Raw genomic sequence first — 15,871 nt, 5'->3', positions numbered from 1 at the left:
CTGAGAGAGGTACGTGGAGATGACAGGAAAGTTGGACGCATCTTATTTAAATGAAATTTTGTGCAGAAGTTCACTGAATGAACTGGAAACAACTGGTATTGCGAAGCTGTCTCCAGAGCGTTATCAAAGGTTCGATGATCTGAAATGGTTCCGAATTGATGGCATGACCAGGTTTTGGGAGTCTAATGCCAATTTGGAATATAATACGGTATTCGCAGATATATTAAGCAGTCTTGTGGTAAAGAATACAGTATTTGCTTTTTTGCTGTCAGGAACAAAGCAGAGTATTCATTTTTATATAGGTACACAGAAAGAATCTGTTTCCAGTTTGGCGGAGACATACCGATCCTATGTACCGGGAATTGATTTATGTACAGAGATTGATTTTGCTGGGCTTGATATTCCGGTGGAACATGTAGGTGTTATGACGGGATATCCCGTTGATAAGGCAGAACAGGGAAGTGGAAATGAGAAAAAGAGCATTCTCCAGATTGATAATATATGCCGCGGTATGCAAGGTGAGACCTTCGCCTATCTAGTAGAAGCCCAGCGGTTGCCTGCGTATTGTGGGAGTATAGCCAATGAAAAACTACGACGTGATTTACAGCAGTGCAGTATGGAGTTAAATGTCACTCAGGCTATTCAATCAGAAGGAGGCAGTTATACAAGACAGGCAACAAATTATGAAATGCAGTTTTACGCGGATAATTTACAGAAGTTGAGCACATTACTGCAAGGCGGAATTGCGGGAGGGCTTTGGAGCATGCAGGGATTTTTTATGGCAAAGGAATATTGGACAGCAAAAAAACTGCAGGGAATTATCAAAGCGGCATTTTGTGGAGAGAATGATGAAAATTTTGAAGAATTTCGTTGTATAATGATAAATTTTCCGGTCCCGGGTTTGAAAAACACCATCGGAATGTTGGGAGATTACGACCCAAAAGGAAGTATGCATCCTTTAGGAAATGTATCGCCTGGTAATTTGAAAATATATCAGTATATGTTTCAGACTATTATGAACAGCAGGCAATTATCCGTTTTTTGCAGGCTTCCCAAAACCGAATTTTCAGGTTTTTATATCGATGACTATGTTGAATTTGATACTTCTGTCAGAAAAGAAATAAAATCCGGTGTTAGGATTGGAAAAATCACAGTACCGGGGCGGAACATAGAAAATCTGTTGGATAATGATTATAAGGTGGAATTAGATGATTTCACAAGACATGCGCTGATTATTGGGATTACGGGTGGTGGAAAGACGAATACATCTAAGGCTGTATTGAGTGAATTGTGGTTGAAACATAAGAAACCTTTTCTGGTTATAGAATCAGCAAAAAGGGAATATTGGGAGCTCATGAATCTCTCTGGCAATAAAATAGAAGATTGTCATGGAAATGTAGAGGAGAGGGATTTTAGTAAATTAAAAGTTTTTACTTTGGGCTCTGAAGAAAAGGGGAGATCTGTGAAATACAGGATCAATCCTTTTGAGAGAGTGGGAACTGTAGCGTTACAGACGCATATTGATTATCTTTTATCCACGTTTAAAGCAAGCTTTGAGCTTTATGCGCCCATGCCTTATATTCTTGAAACTTCAGTTTACGATGTTTATAAGGACAAAGGCTGGGATATTGTAGAGAATAAAAATATATATGGCCTGGATTGGTATCCGACTTTGACTGATTTGTATTATAAGATTGATACTGTAACAAATAAGCTTGGATATCATGCTGAGGTACAGTCTAATGTAAAGGCGGCTCTGAAAGCAAGAATTCAGTCTTTGAGGATCGGTGGAAAAGGTGCTATGATGGATACTCCGAGAAGTATGCCTATTCAAGATTTGTTGAGTACACCCTCCGTCCTGGAACTAGAGGATTTAGGTGATGATGATACAAAATCTTTTGTCATAGGTATATTACTTGTACAATTGTATGAGTATAGGAAAAGTCAAATTAAAACCGGCAAAAAGAATCTACAGCACATTCTTATGATAGAGGAGGCACATCGACTTTTAAAAAATGTGCCGGCCTCCGAGGAAGGAACCCGGGCAAAATCTGTAGAGTTTTTCTGTAATATGCTGGCTGAAATAAGAAGTTTCGGACAGGGGATTCTGATTGCAGATCAGGTACCTACAAAGCTGGCACCAGATACAATTAAAAATACAAATTTAAAAATTATGCATCGGACTGTTATGAAAGAAGATAGGGAAGTTATGGGGTTTGCTATGAATATGACACCGGAACAGATTGCGTATATCAGCTCATTACAGAGAGGCTGCGCTGCGGTATACGCGGAAGGCGACAGTAAACCTAAATTAGTCAGGATGCCCCTTATTAAAGATCGTTTTTCTATGACAAGAGAAGAAGTTTTACAGCATGTTAGGGAAAACTTGTATTCAGATCAGGGTGAATATGAGAAAAAATATAGTTATCATAAAGGATGTATGATGTGTGGAAATCCATGCCAATATTATCAGAAAGTGAAAAGTCTTTTATCTCAGGTGCCGTTAAAACAGTATGTAAAGATGGTGAAAGAAAAAGGCATTACAATTGCCGAGCTTGAAAAATATATTCATTCACTTAACAAGCGAGGAGAAAGAACATTATACGTTTTTGAAAAAATATGTGCAGTTGGATTTTTTCTGCAGGAAATGAATCTTTCAGAAGAAATAGAAGCAGAATATCTGACCAGATATTCGGTATGGTCGTTTGAACGTGATTTGAAATCAGAAAGAGAGTAGGGAAAAATGGATTTCAGTGGTTATGGGGGAGAGGGTAGTCAGGAAGGATTTGACAGTGGTCTGGAAAGTGGGGCGGACAACAGTCTGGACAGCGGATTTGAAGACGTAAGCGATGAAGATTTTGCAGGAGATTTGGATTCGAATTTGGATAGTTTTGAAAGTGCTATGGAAATTCAGGAAGAGTTACCCCAGGATTTTGAAAATGTGGAAAGTGAAGATTGTTTAGAGGGTGATTTAGATCTTGATTTGGAAAATGTTCAACCAGAAGATGAAAAAGAGCGGACTGAAGATATTTTAGAGACAGATTTGGATCTTGATTTAGAAAATGAAACAGTGCAAGGGGAGATTTCTAAAGAGGAAATGGAAGAAACTCGAGATAGGGAAGCGCAAGCATCTGAAGATGAGATAGAGGAAACCGGGACGTCAGAAGTGTTAGGTGAAGGAATTCAGGAGAGTGAAATAGCGGAAGCGTCAGAAGAAGAGAACGTTGAAATGAAGACGTTAGAGGTATCTGAAGAAGGAATGGAGGAAACAAAAGTATCAGAGGTGTTAAAAGCAGAGACAGAGGAAATTGGAGAGATAGTCACGGCTGTAGAAGAGGCAGAGAAAAGAGAGGAGGTAATAAGGTCAGAAGGAGAGACAAAGGAAACCGAGACGTCAGAAGTGTCAGATGAAGAGGCCGGGGAAATGCAAGTGCCAGAAGAAGAAACGCAAGAGACTGGATTATCGGAAATATCAGAAGAAGAGGCCGATGAAATGGAGGCGTCAGAGGTATTAGAAAAAGAAACCGATGAAACCGAGACGTCAGAGGTATCAGAAGAAGAAACCGACGAAATGGAGACGTCAGAGGTATCAGAAAGAGAAGCCGATGAAATGGAGACATCAGAGGTATCAGAAGAAACCGACGAAATAGAGACGTCAGAGGTATCAGAAGAAGAAACCGACGAAATGGAGACGTCAGAGGTATCAGAAGAAGAAACCGATGAAATGGAGACGTCAGAGGTATCAGAAAGAGAAACCGATGAAATGGAGACGTCAGAGGTATCAGAAGAAACCGACGAAATAGAGATGTCAGAGGTATCAGAAGAAGAAACCGACGAAATGGAGATGTCAGAGGTATCAGAAGAAGAAACCGATGAAATGGAGACGTCAGAGGTATCAGAAGAAGAAACCAACGAAATGGAGACGTCAGAGGTATCAGAAAGAGAAACCGATGAAATGGAGACGTCAGAGGTATCAGAAGAAACCGACGAAATAGAGACGTCAGAGGTATCAGAAGAAGAAACCGATGAAATGGAGACGTCAGAGGTATCAGAAGAAGAAACCGACGAAATGGAGACGTCAGAGGTATCAGAAGAAGAAACCGATGTAATGGAAGCATCAGAGGTATCAGAAACAGAGACGGATGATTCGGAAGTATCAGAAGTGATAGAAGAAACTGTAGAAAATACAGAAGAGGTTGGAGAGATAGAAGCGTCTGAAGAGGACGCAAGTGAAAAAGATAAGGTGATGGAATTTAAAACGCCGACACAGATTGCCGAGGAATTGCATAATAGTGTTCGCGAGACATGGATGAAGGCTTATAATCCGGAGATTCAGATGGGAGGTATGAGATATCAGCAGGAAAGAATGGATTTATATAAGCAGGGTTTAGCTGAGATGGGAAATATAGAGCTAAGCCAGATGAAGGAGCTTACGCGTGAAGAGACAATTGCATTATACCATTCACTGCAGGATATGGAGAATCTAAAAAATAGTGCTAATTTAAGTCAGGAAGTAAAAATTAAGAATGCATATGAAGAAATAAGAGTAAAAAGAGAGAATGAACAGGCTGTTTATCAGGAAAATATGAAAATGGCGAAGGAATCTTTGGAGCAGGATCCAAAAGAATGGAGACGGAAGTTTGTGACAAATGATGGACGGGAGATTACATATAGAGACGCTGTAATGGAAGTGCAGCGGGAGGCTCAGTGCCTGTTGGACAAACTTGAAACAGAAAGAGAGGTTTCTTTTGAAGCTGATATCAGAAAAAAGCTGAACGAAAAAATATTGCTGTCACTTGCTATGCAGCAGAAAAAAACAGATCAACGGGGAATCGGAGAGCATGGTATCAAACATATATATGGGAATTATCAGAGAACAATGAATGCGCTCAGTGAACAGAGTACAGAGGTCAGGCTGGCTGGATTGATCAGCCAGGTTCACCATGATGAAGGATATTCAACCAGTGAAATTCATAATAGCTTTGATGAAAAAGAACGCAGAGCAGCAGAAAAACGACACGATGTATATAGTGGAGCAATATTTGATAGAAACCATGAGAAGTTTTATAAAGAAATCTTTGATCGTATTGACGATACTTATCAAAAGGATTTGATATATGGAATAAAAGAAGCCATTGAAAAGCATAATACCAGTCGTCCCGAAGAAATAAAGAAGTATGTTAATCCTGAAAATAAGGAAGCTTTATCGGATGAAGCGCACATGGTTGTATCAGCAGTCCATATTTCTGACAAAATCGCACTTGGTGAGCGTGAGAAAATGACAGAATTCTATGAATTACCACAGGTAGCTGTTATTCTTCAAAAGGTTTATGAACTAGATTCCAAACTGAATATAGAAGAACCTGTTCGTACATCGGAAAATGTAAAAATCTATGATTATCTGATGAAGAAATCTCGGAAAGCGCAGGAAGAAGTAAAACGTTCTCTGCAGGATAAAATTATAGAAATAGTCAACAAAGACGAAAGTTACCCTCAGGAATTGAAACAAGACTTTACTCAGGCAATCAGAAAGGATGTTAGCCAACAGTCAGCGAAATTTGTTAATTCTATGAACGTAGTGGATACTCCTGCAGATGCTTTAAAGTATGTGAGAACTAATAAAGGCATAAGGGCAGAAATTAACATCCAGGCTATAGATATAGATAAATTGGAAAAGAGTATTGGTAAGAATCTGGTTCAAAGGCAGTATGCAAAATTATTTGAAGACCTGGGGTGCAGCGAAGCTGAAAAGGGACAGCTGGCAGAGTTATTACTAAAAAATGGGAAGGTGGAATTGGAAGATCAAAATATTGTTGTAAATCTTAGACACATATCTTTGGAGCAAGTAGAGCAAAAAGCAAGAGAGACTGGTGTTTCTGAAAAAAGGCTCATTGTCCGCCGGGAATTAGAAAATATGAGTTTATATGAGTGTGAGAAAAGGGATAAAATTCAGGCAGTAAATGAGGTGACCAGAATTTTATCAAAAGGAAAAGAATACATAAATCAGTCAGACATTTTGGCACTAAAGAGATGCTGCAACAGGATATCAAAGGACAAGGGAAGCGATATCCTGCAGTGGATCGATAATCGTATGATATCTGGGAATTACAGAGAAGCAGCGTATTCACTGGCAGTAGAAATGAAGGAAAATATATTAAAGGAGGCGATAGGCATTGAATAGATTAAAAATTTATCTGGCTTTGAAAGAACTTATAAAAGAAATGGACGGAGGAGAAGAATTAATAAACAGTTCAGGGGAAAGAGGAAGTTTGGCATATTTTGTTGACAGGTATTATGATAAAGACAATTTTGGCAAAATTTTAGAAGAATTAACATTTTACTGTAATACAAATGAAATGAATCTTTTCTGCTGGAAATTATGTCAGCTAATTGCAGAGAGCCGTGAAAATGAAATGAAGTCGTGTAGCGAAAATGTGGAGAGAGATTTATATATGCTGCACAGTTTGTTGTCTACGGCGAAGGAATGTTTTAAAGAAAATATGTTGAGAGATTTTTGGTTGATACGTACGGAAGATTATCCGATTTGGTTTATTGAATATGATCAAATAGAAATATTTGCAGGAGGAAAAGAGGTAGATGGCGAGAAGAATTAATATAAACGGCAAAAAGAAGCTTAATTTTTCTTTATTATGTGCCTGTATGATTGGTGGAGTAATTGGAGCTGTAATCGGAGGAATCTTCTATAACCGGCTAAAAATGGATTGGAATCCAATTTTACTTATAGGAATATATTTTGCGCAGTTTACTTTTTTTGTGACTTTGTCAGGTTTTATCAGTGAATGGCTCACCTATCATATGAGGGGAGCAGCATGGGATGGTAAAGAAATATTAACAGCCCTGGGAGCAATAATTGTCGGTGTAGTTGTGATGTTTATTCTCGGAATGTTATTTCAATTTCTGTATGGTTTAGGCAGAACAAAAAATGTCATAAAAGATATTGATGATTACATAATTTTAGTTGATAATTCAGGAAGTACAAGCGAAACAGATCCTAAGAATGAACGTTTTTCAGCTATTATTGATTTTGTGAAGCAATTAGATGAGAATAAAAAAGTAATGTTGGATGTATTTGACGATGGTTCACAGAATATTATTCCTTTAAGTTCTGTGGAGAAAGGGATAATACAGAAAATCGAAGAGAAACTGGCAGATTTTAGGTCAGGTGGAGGAACTAATATAGAAGCAGCTCTTCAGGATGCATATAGTCAATATGAAAAATCCGACAGAAAGGGAGCTGTGATTTTGTTGTCAGATGGTGCCAGCAGCGGTGATTACAAAGATATTATAAGTAAGTGTAATGCAGACAATATAAATATATATACAATAGGTTTTTCAAATATTGGTTTCTTAGGCAAAAGAGTATTAAACAAACTTTCAACAAGAACAGATGGATGTTATTATCAGATAAAAGAGCTTAATAATTTAACATTTACTATTAAACAGATGACAAAATATGCTAATCAGAGGGTTTTGCTTGATTATCGGTCTGGTACAGAACATGGAAAAGTTTTATTTATGATTTTAAGGGTGCTGTTCCTTCTTCTTCTTACTCTGGTTCTTGGTATCATAGTTGGATTTGTTATTGATTCCCAGCAGGTTGTACTTGGATTGCTGCCCATGAGACTGGGAATCGGTTTGGCTGCCGGATTTGTTTTGGAAGCAGGATTGTATATGTTTTATTCCGAAACAGTAATACGATTTTTTGTGAGTGTCATTATGTCTGTTATTTTAGCTCATTATAATGAAGCTGCTTATAAAACAGATGATTACCAGGAATGGGGGAATATAGATTCGGATTTTGGCCAGAATACCATAGATTTTGGAAAAGATTTTGGGAAAGAGGCAAATGATGATTTTGGAAGCGGAAAGACTTTTTTATGAGGTGGATAAATTGAAAGGAACAAAAGATGCTATTATAACGTTTTTTTTATGCGGACTGATGATTATGTTGATTTTGGTAAGATTCCTTTAACCTATTGCTGAGAGGAGGGTATTTATGGATTGTCCGAAATGTAAAGCACAGGTCGAAATTGGTGCGGTATATTGCAATAAATGTGGTTTTGTATTTGATAGTGACGAAAATAGCGGACAGGCGAAAAATGATGATGGAAAACTGGAATTAAAAAAGAAATTGCTGTTGTTGTTTGGACCTTCTTTTGTTCTTATTATATGTCGGCTTCTGTAGGAAAGAGGGATGAAAATGAAGAGAAATAGAGGCTTTTTGATTTTTTTATTCATAGTTGGGGTAATATTATCAATTGTTATGAGTATATTTGGTGAAAACCCCAAATCATCTTCTTATTTAAAAATAGAATCATATGCGGTGGCAGATTATCTGTATGAATGGGTAGAGGAAAATGTGTCTGCAGATGAGATGACGGAAGAGCCCACAGAAGGTGATACCACGGATAACGAACAAAGTGAATATATTTTTCAGGATAGTGCTGAAAGATATTTAACGGACGAAGAATTGGAAAATCTTTCATTACAACAGATTAATTATGCAAAAAATGAGATTTATGCCAGACATGGACGTATGTTTCAAAAACAGGAGTTGATGGATTATTTTAGCTCAAAGTCCTGGTATGAGGGGACGATTGCAGCAGAAGCTTTTGATGAAAGTATTTTAAATGACTATGAACGTGCAAATGCTAAGAAACTAAGTGAGAAAGAACACGAAATAAACAGCGAAGGATATCAATTGTATTAAGGAGTGACGCATATGAAAGCAAAAGCAGTTATAGTCTGGTGTTTTGCTATTATCCTGCTACTTTCGGGTGGGATTTTATTTAAAATAAATTATCAAATTTATAAAAAAACACAGACAAAAGTCGAAAAAATCGAGAATCGGATAGCAGATATGGAGAAACAGACAAACAAAAATAATAATAAGCTGGAAGACGTACATAAAAGTGGAGTTCAGAAAGAACAAAGTGAAGAACAGACGAAAGCAGCAGGGAAGAAAATTGCATTGGATCCTGGGCATCAAAGTGAAAATGTGGATATGAGTGATTTGGAACCAATAGGACCAGGTGCATCAGAAATGAAAGCAAAAGCCAGTACAGGGACTGTTGGTAATACGACGGGAAAACCGGAATACGAATTAAATTTAGAAATTTCCCGGCGGCTCTATCAGGAATTACAGACAAGAGGTTATGAAGTTGTTATGACACGTGAAGATAATGAAACAGCAATCAGTAATAAAGAAAGAGCTGAGCTGGCAGTCCGAGAAAAAGCTGACATTTTTCTCCGAATCCATGCAAATAGCAGTGAAAATCCGGGTATACAGGGAGCCATGACAATGGTACCTTCTGAGGAAAACCCATATGTTGGAGAGTTGTCTGCGGAGAGCAGCAGACTGGGCCAATGCATTATTGATTCCTACTGTGAAACTACAGGAATGTTGAATAAAGGTGTACAATATTATGATGATATGACAGGAATTAACTGGAGTCAGATTCCCGTCACAATTATTGAAATGGGATTCATGAGTAATGCAGAAGATGACACAAACATGGCAGATTTAGAATATCAAAGTTTAATGGTTCAGGGAATTGCAGATGGAATCGATGATTATTTTGGCAATGTAAGAGAGTAGAGGGATATTATGCGGAAAAATAAGGTAAAGCGATACCGAAAAACACGTGCTTATAAGCACTGGTTTAAAATTTTTGTGGCAGGTTGTATATTATTGTTCTGCGGTGTTGCACTGCTAGGTGCGGATTTTTTCTTATATCAGAAAAAAAATGAGAAAGAAGACCAATTAAAACAATTAAAGCAGCAGGAAGAGGAAATTCATAATGCGGAGACTTTTACTGTTGATTCCGAAGTACAGGAGAGTGAAACGGGAAATTCGCAACCGGATGAGGAAGGCCCTTCAGATGAAAATAAAATAATAAAACAGTTGACCCAGAAAATACAATCTTTAGATGGGGACTGGTCTGTATATGTGGAACAGTTCAATACTGGAATTATGTGTAATATTCATCAAGAGAAGTATCCGGCAGCCAGTCTTATCAAATTATTCATTATGGGAACAGTTTATGAAGCGTATGATGAATTGTGCCGGGAATATGGACAAGAGGAGGTAAACGGGTGTTTGGAGCGGATGATCACAGTCAGTGATAACGAGGCTGCAAATCAACTGGTTGCTATGTTGGGATATGGCAGTAATGAGGAAGGAAGGAGTAGAGTTAATTTATACTGCCAGGAAAATGAGTATCAGGATACTAATATGGGAAGGATGTTGCTTGAGAGTAATGAAAATGGAGAAAATTACACTTCAGCGATAGACTGCTGTGAATTTCTGAAAAAAGTATATCTAAATCAATGCAATCATTCTCTGGAGATGCTTCGCTATTTGAAACAGCAGGAACGCACAGATAAAATCCCCGCAGGTGTACCTGATGAGGTAGAAGTCGCAAATAAAACGGGAGAATTGAATGATGTTGAAAATGATGCTGCTTTAATTTTAAATGGAGATAATACATACTGTATCACAGTTCTTGCATCAAATCTTTCTGATACTTCATTGGCCAGGGAGAAAATAAAAGAGATTTCTGAAGAAGTATATGAATATTTTAAAGAATAAAAGAAATAGAGTCAGCGAAGTGGAAAAAATCGCCTTGATATATCATGTTCCCTGAAAGCAAGCTCATATTACTGGTGAAGGTTCAGGCTACCGGAGACGGGGGAGCATAGACAAATACCTTATAATAAACATACCAGTAAAAAGGCATAGCCAGAGAAAGCTGGTGTCGCAAAACTACAGAGTCTAGGTCATTAGGGTATGACAGCCAGTTACAGAACAAAAAGGACACCCATAGGCGGTGCCTTTTTTGTTTAAAAAATGATGGAGGAAGGGAGGAATACAGCCGGTTTTATATTAGGCTGTTAAATTTATGAAAAAATTAGTATTTTATCAGAATCAAACCCCATTACATATGGGAACAGGAACAGAGATAGGATTTGTGGATCTGCCGATCCAACGTGAAAAAACAACGGGTTTTCCGAAAGGGGAAGTATCGGGAATCAAAGAAGCGTTTAGAAAGGAAAGCAGACATCAGGAATGGTTTGGTCTTGTACTTAGAAGGAAATTCACAGGGAGCAATTGTAGGAAAATATGAAAAGAATAATTGGGAATATGCGCAGTTAGAGCAGCCTTATGGGGATTCTGCATTGACAATCAGTTGTTTTTTTCAATTGGCAGGATATTGCGCAAAGGCACAGGAAGAGTTTTATTTTGATGAAAATAAGTGGTATACCTCAGATGAAAAGGGAAACCATATAGAATTACGTATTAAAGCATACAAATCACTTTTAGAGGAATATAAGCGAAATCCGGCACTTAGGAAATGCCTTATTTTAAATAACAAAGAAAAGGAAAAAGCAAACAATGTTCTTTCGGAGAGATTATAAATAATATAGAACTGGACGATGAACTAAGAAAGGCAATTATTGATTCAACTGTTGAAAAGAGTTTTCCTTTTGGCTATGCCCTGGAATTCATGACGGAAGTGGCTCTTTTAGAAACTGTGGAAGGCATGGAACCCGGGAAAAAATCGTGTTTTCAAAGTATAGGGTTTAATGTGGATGTCCGGCATAACAACGAGCAGGAGGTCCTTATCAATAGTATTTCCGGCAGCCGGAATTTCTGTCAATTAGATTTGATGCTTCTTCTTAAATCCGGACAGGCAGTCGTATTTGAATGTAAGTCAGGAAATATGGATTCAGTGAATGCTAAATCCAGAGAGTTTACCGCATATGCCCTGAGTGGTGTGTATGGAAAACCGGTATTGGTCGTTCCTCTGCTCAGTCAGGATATCTGCTTGTTGGACGAATTACCGCGTAATCTGGAGTTGATTTTTGAAGAATTTTCGGAAGCTTACAATCCTTACGGGAGAGAAGGTATATATCGTGACAAATGAATTAATGACTAAGGTATTCTTGGCAGCAGTACGATCGCCGCTTTTGTCATGTGCAGGGGAAGGGAGCGGTATTGCGGACATTTCATTGCAACGGGATAGTATTTGTGGGTTCCCTAAGATTGATGGGAGTGTCTGGAAAGGGGCCATTGCAAAAAAGCTGCAGTTTTCTTTGGAGGGAAATAAGCACGTATCCTTTTCTGATCTCAGACTGTTGTTTTTCCAGTACAATCAGGGGTGAATCTGTATACCATGATAACATGTCCATCCTGTTTGAATCGGTTTATTCAGGATATGGTCTGGTACGGCATCTTAAGTTCGGATTATGAGAAGTATTTGGATCAGCCGGGATATATTCCCGAAACAGGGAAGATTAAGAAGTGGAGATCTTCGGAAAACTTTGATGTTTTATTGGACATTCCATATGAGGTATGTGAACTGGAGAAGAGCAGACTTTTGAATCTTTTTGAGATTTTGGGATTTGATGAGGAGATTTTTGGAAGAGCCGGTTTGGTTACAGATGAGGAGTTTCTTTATTTTGTAAGGTATGGGACAGAACTGACAGCAAGAATCCATGTGGAGAAAGGCAGTTTATTTACAGAGGAATATTTGCCGGAAAATATAATTTTATATGGTGTGGCAGATAAATTTAAGGATTTGCTGTACCCGTTAAAACCCCCAATTCTGGTTGAAATGTTAAAAAACAACAGTTTTGACCTGCAGATTGGAAAAAATAGAACCTTGGGAAAAGGCAGAATTCATTTCCGTGAAATAATACCTGAAAACATAAGGGGTGAGATGAATGGATAAAAATATATTTGAAACATGGGCCAGGCAACGGGCAATGGAAGCATATATGCTTACTGAAAATATAGCGGATAATATCCGCAGGGGACAGAGAGAATCGATAGAAACCCCTGAAATAGTAAAAAACAGGGAGACTGAATTAAAGCATCTAAAGTCCGTGTGCCGCCAGCTTCCGGTTATGATTCATGAAAATGATTTTCTGATCACATTACTTTATTTACATAAAAAGAAAGAAAAGGGGGAGAACAAAGGAAATACACATAGCAACTTGAGTATAGAAAATCAGTTATTTCAAGGAATTGTCAGATGGCTGCAGATCTATGTGCAGGCATTGTGAGAAAAGGAAAAAACGGAAGGGGATTTTCTGCGTTTTCTGGCAGTCAGCTGCGGAGTTAGAGAAATACAAATTTTGATGAAGGAAGCGATTGCTTTTACTGTATGGATGAAGAGGTGTGCAGAAAAAATCTAAAAATCAAACAAATCTTGCCACTTCCAGCCACTTCAGCTATAATAAAACAAAATGTTTTCCCGGCCTCATCTGCCCCATGACCATCAATTCACTTACGGAGGTAATCAATGGATCAAAATATCCCTCAAATCACTCAGAGTATTTCAAAAGAACTAAAACGGAATATCATCCGCGTTATAGAAGAAATGCAGCTTGAAGCCATGCCCTCCTTTATGCTGCCGGAACAGTTCACAGCGCTTCTCTTGACGAAGCTGCGGAATGAAAAGCGTCATCCACATCAAATCTGGAGCATAGATATTCCTATATTTGAAACCGACAGGGCATGGTTTGAAGAAATAGAAGCTGAAGTGCGCAGATGTAGTGAATATTGTCCTCAGCTCCATTTTTGGCAGGGACTGCGCCTGATCGATTCTCCACAGATACTTTCATCTATATGGGGGCTGGTTGTAGCTGCTGTTCAGGAATATCCGGAGGTTTCGGCATATGATCTTCGGCATTTAAGCAGCATGATGGATTTTATGCTGGACCAGGTATACAGAAAGGGAGATAAAAATTTGTTTTTTACTCCAAATATAATCGTTCGTCTTATGGTAGATATAGTAAGGCCAAAGTCCGGTACATTCTGGGATCCGGCCTGCGGGAGCGGTGCTTTCCTGGCACAGGCATATGCATTTGCAAAGGGAAATGAAAGCCTTGAATTATATGGGAATGATGTCAAGGCCCATATGATAAATCTTGCGGAAATCCGTCTGCTGTTTAGCGGGACGGATTTCCGCAAGATACATCTGGAATGCAGGGATGCATTTATTCAGGATGAATACAGTGAATCGGCATACTGGAATGATACAAGGAAATATGATTTTATACTGTCGAATCCCCCTGTATCCAGTGTAAATACGGCGCAGGCAGAGAAAAGAGGCTATCTTGTCCCTACAAAGAAACTGCATCTCCAGTTTTTACAGTTGATCATGGAGCATTTGAACCCAAATGGAAAAGCAGCTGTCCTTGTGAATGAAAATGTACTGTTCAGAGGCGGTGATGAGAGAAATATAAGGGAAGTCTTGGTGGAACATTTAGGACTTAGAACCGTGATATCCCTCCCAAAAGGAGTATTCGCTCCTTATACCAATGCAAAATCCTCCATACTTTTTTTCGGTGGAAGAGCAACAGAGAGTACACCTGTTTTTTTCTATGAATTTGAAACCGCGGAATTTTTGAAGGATACACATGAAATACAGATACCGGATATCTCAGATGCTGTTGAAAAGGAGGCATCATGTCAGGAATTATATGAAAAGTGGTCAGCGTCTATGGGGCGGGGCGTTTATAATGATTTTGAAATCTATACCCCTGAAAACTGGCCCTATAAAAACTGCTGGTTTGCGGAAAGACAGCTTTTGAGAGAGCATGACTATAACCTGGTGGCGGATCACTACAGACCAAGAAAAACAGAGGAAAAAGCAGAGTATTTAAACATCGGAGAGCTGTTGGATGAAATTCACCAACTGGAGAATGAATCATGCCGGATTTTAGAGGAACTGGCAGAACTGAGAGATAAATATGAAAGATAAAGACATGTGGAAATATGTTAGATTAAAGGATGCCGCTCGGCTGATGCTCGGAAAAACACCTCCGAAAAAGAATACGGAAAATTTTATAGTAAACGGGAGAAATGAAGAGGGAATCCCCTGGGTAAAGATAGAGGACATGAAGCGCAGAAAAATCAGCTGTACAAGAGAATATCTTTCCCGGACAGGAGCGGAACTTGGTAAGATTATTCCCAGGGGAGCTGTACTGCTGTCTGTAAATGGAACCATCGGTAAAGCTGCTATAGCAGGATGCGAGCTGGAGACAAATCAGCAGATCATGGCAATCGTGTGTAAGGAAGAGAGTGGTATTTTGCCGGAATATTTGTACTACTATCTGTTGTTTGCCAGAAAAACATTACAGAGTATGGCTTATCAGACGGTTTTGGAAAGATTAAGCACAAATACATTGGAACAGATTCTGATTCCTGTAGCTCCTGTAGAAGTGCAGAAATCCTGGATTCGTCAATTGGAACTTGTTGAGGATTACATATGGAAAAAAGAAGATTTATTGTCTGAAGTAAATAAAGCCCGAAGTTCAGGATGGATATTGGAAATCAATCTGATGAGAGCAGATTATACATTAAAAAAACTGCAGGAGACTACAAGCCGGATTATAGAAACGGCAGAGAAACTTCTGAGAGCATTGTTGGAAGAAATGTTCCAGGAAGCGGACAGAGAAAAATATTTCCGTTACAGAGATCAGGTCTTTCAGGAGCAGCAGCCCTGGGAAAGACTGGACACAAAACGCCGTGGGTTTGTGCAGCTACAGTTATCAGACTTTCAGAAAAGGCTTTATCGGGAATTTTATAATGCGGGAAAACCGTCTGCAGTTCATGAAATATTGAAACATATGAAAGCGGAATATTCAGATTATCATATACAGGATGCAGTGACCTCTGTTGAAATTTTATTTCAATTAGGGCTATTGTCAAAAGAAACCTTCAAATTATATTATGACAGAAAAGATCCCGGGGAAGAGAATGAGGTAAAAGATGAGAACGGGGAGGCATTGGTAATAGATATCTGGAGCTGTGTTTCTTCTGCCCTATCAACCACATGAA

The 15,871-nt window shown here is 38.6% G+C and carries 14 protein-coding genes and 1 riboswitch; all 14 genes read left to right on the top strand.

Annotation, left to right across the window (positions count from 1 at the left end):
• Window positions 1–19 precede the first annotated feature (19 nt).
• Window positions 20–2,737 carry an ATP-binding protein gene (locus V8Q34_RS17900; protein ID WP_335836016.1) on the top strand — a complete coding sequence of 906 codons (2,718 nt, stop codon included), beginning with the start codon at window positions 20–22 and terminating at the stop codon, window positions 2,735–2,737.
• A 6-nt stretch (window positions 2,738–2,743) separates the two neighbouring features.
• Window positions 2,744–6,181 carry a hypothetical protein gene (locus V8Q34_RS17895; protein WP_335836015.1) on the top strand — a complete coding sequence of 1,146 codons (3,438 nt, stop codon included), beginning with the start codon at window positions 2,744–2,746 and terminating at the stop codon, window positions 6,179–6,181.
• Window positions 6,174–6,614 (top strand): hypothetical protein, encoded by a 441-nt coding sequence (locus V8Q34_RS17890; protein ID WP_335836014.1) that lies wholly within the window; start codon window positions 6,174–6,176, stop codon window positions 6,612–6,614. The genes V8Q34_RS17895 and V8Q34_RS17890 overlap by 8 nt, the downstream gene beginning before the upstream one ends.
• Window positions 6,598–7,902: a vWA domain-containing protein gene (locus tag V8Q34_RS17885; RefSeq protein ID WP_335836013.1), complete on the top strand. Its 1,305-nt coding sequence runs from the start codon at window positions 6,598–6,600 to the stop codon at window positions 7,900–7,902. Before V8Q34_RS17890 ends, V8Q34_RS17885 begins: the two co-directional genes overlap by 17 nt.
• Before the next feature lie 115 nt (window positions 7,903–8,017).
• On the top strand, window positions 8,018–8,206 hold the full coding sequence (locus V8Q34_RS17880) for a hypothetical protein (RefSeq protein WP_335836012.1): 189 nt from the start codon (window positions 8,018–8,020) through the stop codon (window positions 8,204–8,206).
• Between the two features lie 15 nt (window positions 8,207–8,221).
• Window positions 8,222–8,731: a YARHG domain-containing protein gene (locus V8Q34_RS17875; RefSeq protein WP_335836011.1), complete on the top strand. Its 510-nt coding sequence runs from the start codon at window positions 8,222–8,224 to the stop codon at window positions 8,729–8,731.
• Window positions 8,732–8,743: 12 nt separating this feature from the next.
• Window positions 8,744–9,619 (top strand): N-acetylmuramoyl-L-alanine amidase family protein, encoded by an 876-nt coding sequence (locus V8Q34_RS17870; protein ID WP_335836010.1) that lies wholly within the window; start codon window positions 8,744–8,746, stop codon window positions 9,617–9,619.
• 9 nt (window positions 9,620–9,628) lie between these two features.
• Window positions 9,629–10,612, top strand: a complete 984-nt coding sequence (locus V8Q34_RS17865) for a serine hydrolase (protein ID WP_335836009.1) — start codon at window positions 9,629–9,631, stop codon at window positions 10,610–10,612.
• Between the two features lie 133 nt (window positions 10,613–10,745).
• A riboswitch (cyclic di-GMP riboswitch) is annotated at window positions 10,746–10,829 on the top strand.
• A gap of 93 nt (window positions 10,830–10,922) precedes the next feature.
• Window positions 10,923–11,147, top strand: coding sequence for a hypothetical protein (locus V8Q34_RS17860; RefSeq protein ID WP_335836008.1), 225 nt, complete (start codon window positions 10,923–10,925; stop codon window positions 11,145–11,147).
• A complete protein-coding gene (locus V8Q34_RS17855) occupies window positions 11,101–11,439 on the top strand; it encodes a hypothetical protein (protein ID WP_335836007.1) in 339 nt (112 codons plus the stop codon). Before V8Q34_RS17860 ends, V8Q34_RS17855 begins: the two co-directional genes overlap by 47 nt.
• A gap of 842 nt (window positions 11,440–12,281) precedes the next feature.
• Window positions 12,282–12,755, top strand: coding sequence for an RAMP superfamily CRISPR-associated protein (locus tag V8Q34_RS17850; RefSeq protein WP_335836005.1), 474 nt, complete (start codon window positions 12,282–12,284; stop codon window positions 12,753–12,755).
• On the top strand, window positions 12,748–13,089 hold the full coding sequence (gene cmr5, locus V8Q34_RS17845) for a type III-B CRISPR module-associated protein Cmr5 (RefSeq protein ID WP_335836004.1): 342 nt from the start codon (window positions 12,748–12,750) through the stop codon (window positions 13,087–13,089). Before V8Q34_RS17850 ends, cmr5 begins: the two co-directional genes overlap by 8 nt.
• 239 nt (window positions 13,090–13,328) lie before the next feature.
• Window positions 13,329–14,792, top strand: a complete 1,464-nt coding sequence (locus tag V8Q34_RS17840; RefSeq protein ID WP_148392777.1) for an HsdM family class I SAM-dependent methyltransferase — start codon at window positions 13,329–13,331, stop codon at window positions 14,790–14,792.
• A complete protein-coding gene (locus tag V8Q34_RS17835; protein ID WP_148392776.1) occupies window positions 14,782–15,870 on the top strand; it encodes a restriction endonuclease subunit S in 1,089 nt (362 codons plus the stop codon). Before V8Q34_RS17840 ends, V8Q34_RS17835 begins: the two co-directional genes overlap by 11 nt.
• The last annotated feature ends 1 nt before the right edge of the window (window position 15,871 follow it).

The organism is Blautia sp. JLR.GB0024 (assembly GCF_037000545.1).
Taxonomy (GTDB): domain Bacteria; phylum Bacillota; class Clostridia; order Lachnospirales; family Lachnospiraceae; genus Blautia; species Blautia celeris.
The sequence above is the reverse complement of the archived record's forward strand: the minus strand, read 5'-3'. Positions and strand labels throughout refer to the sequence as shown.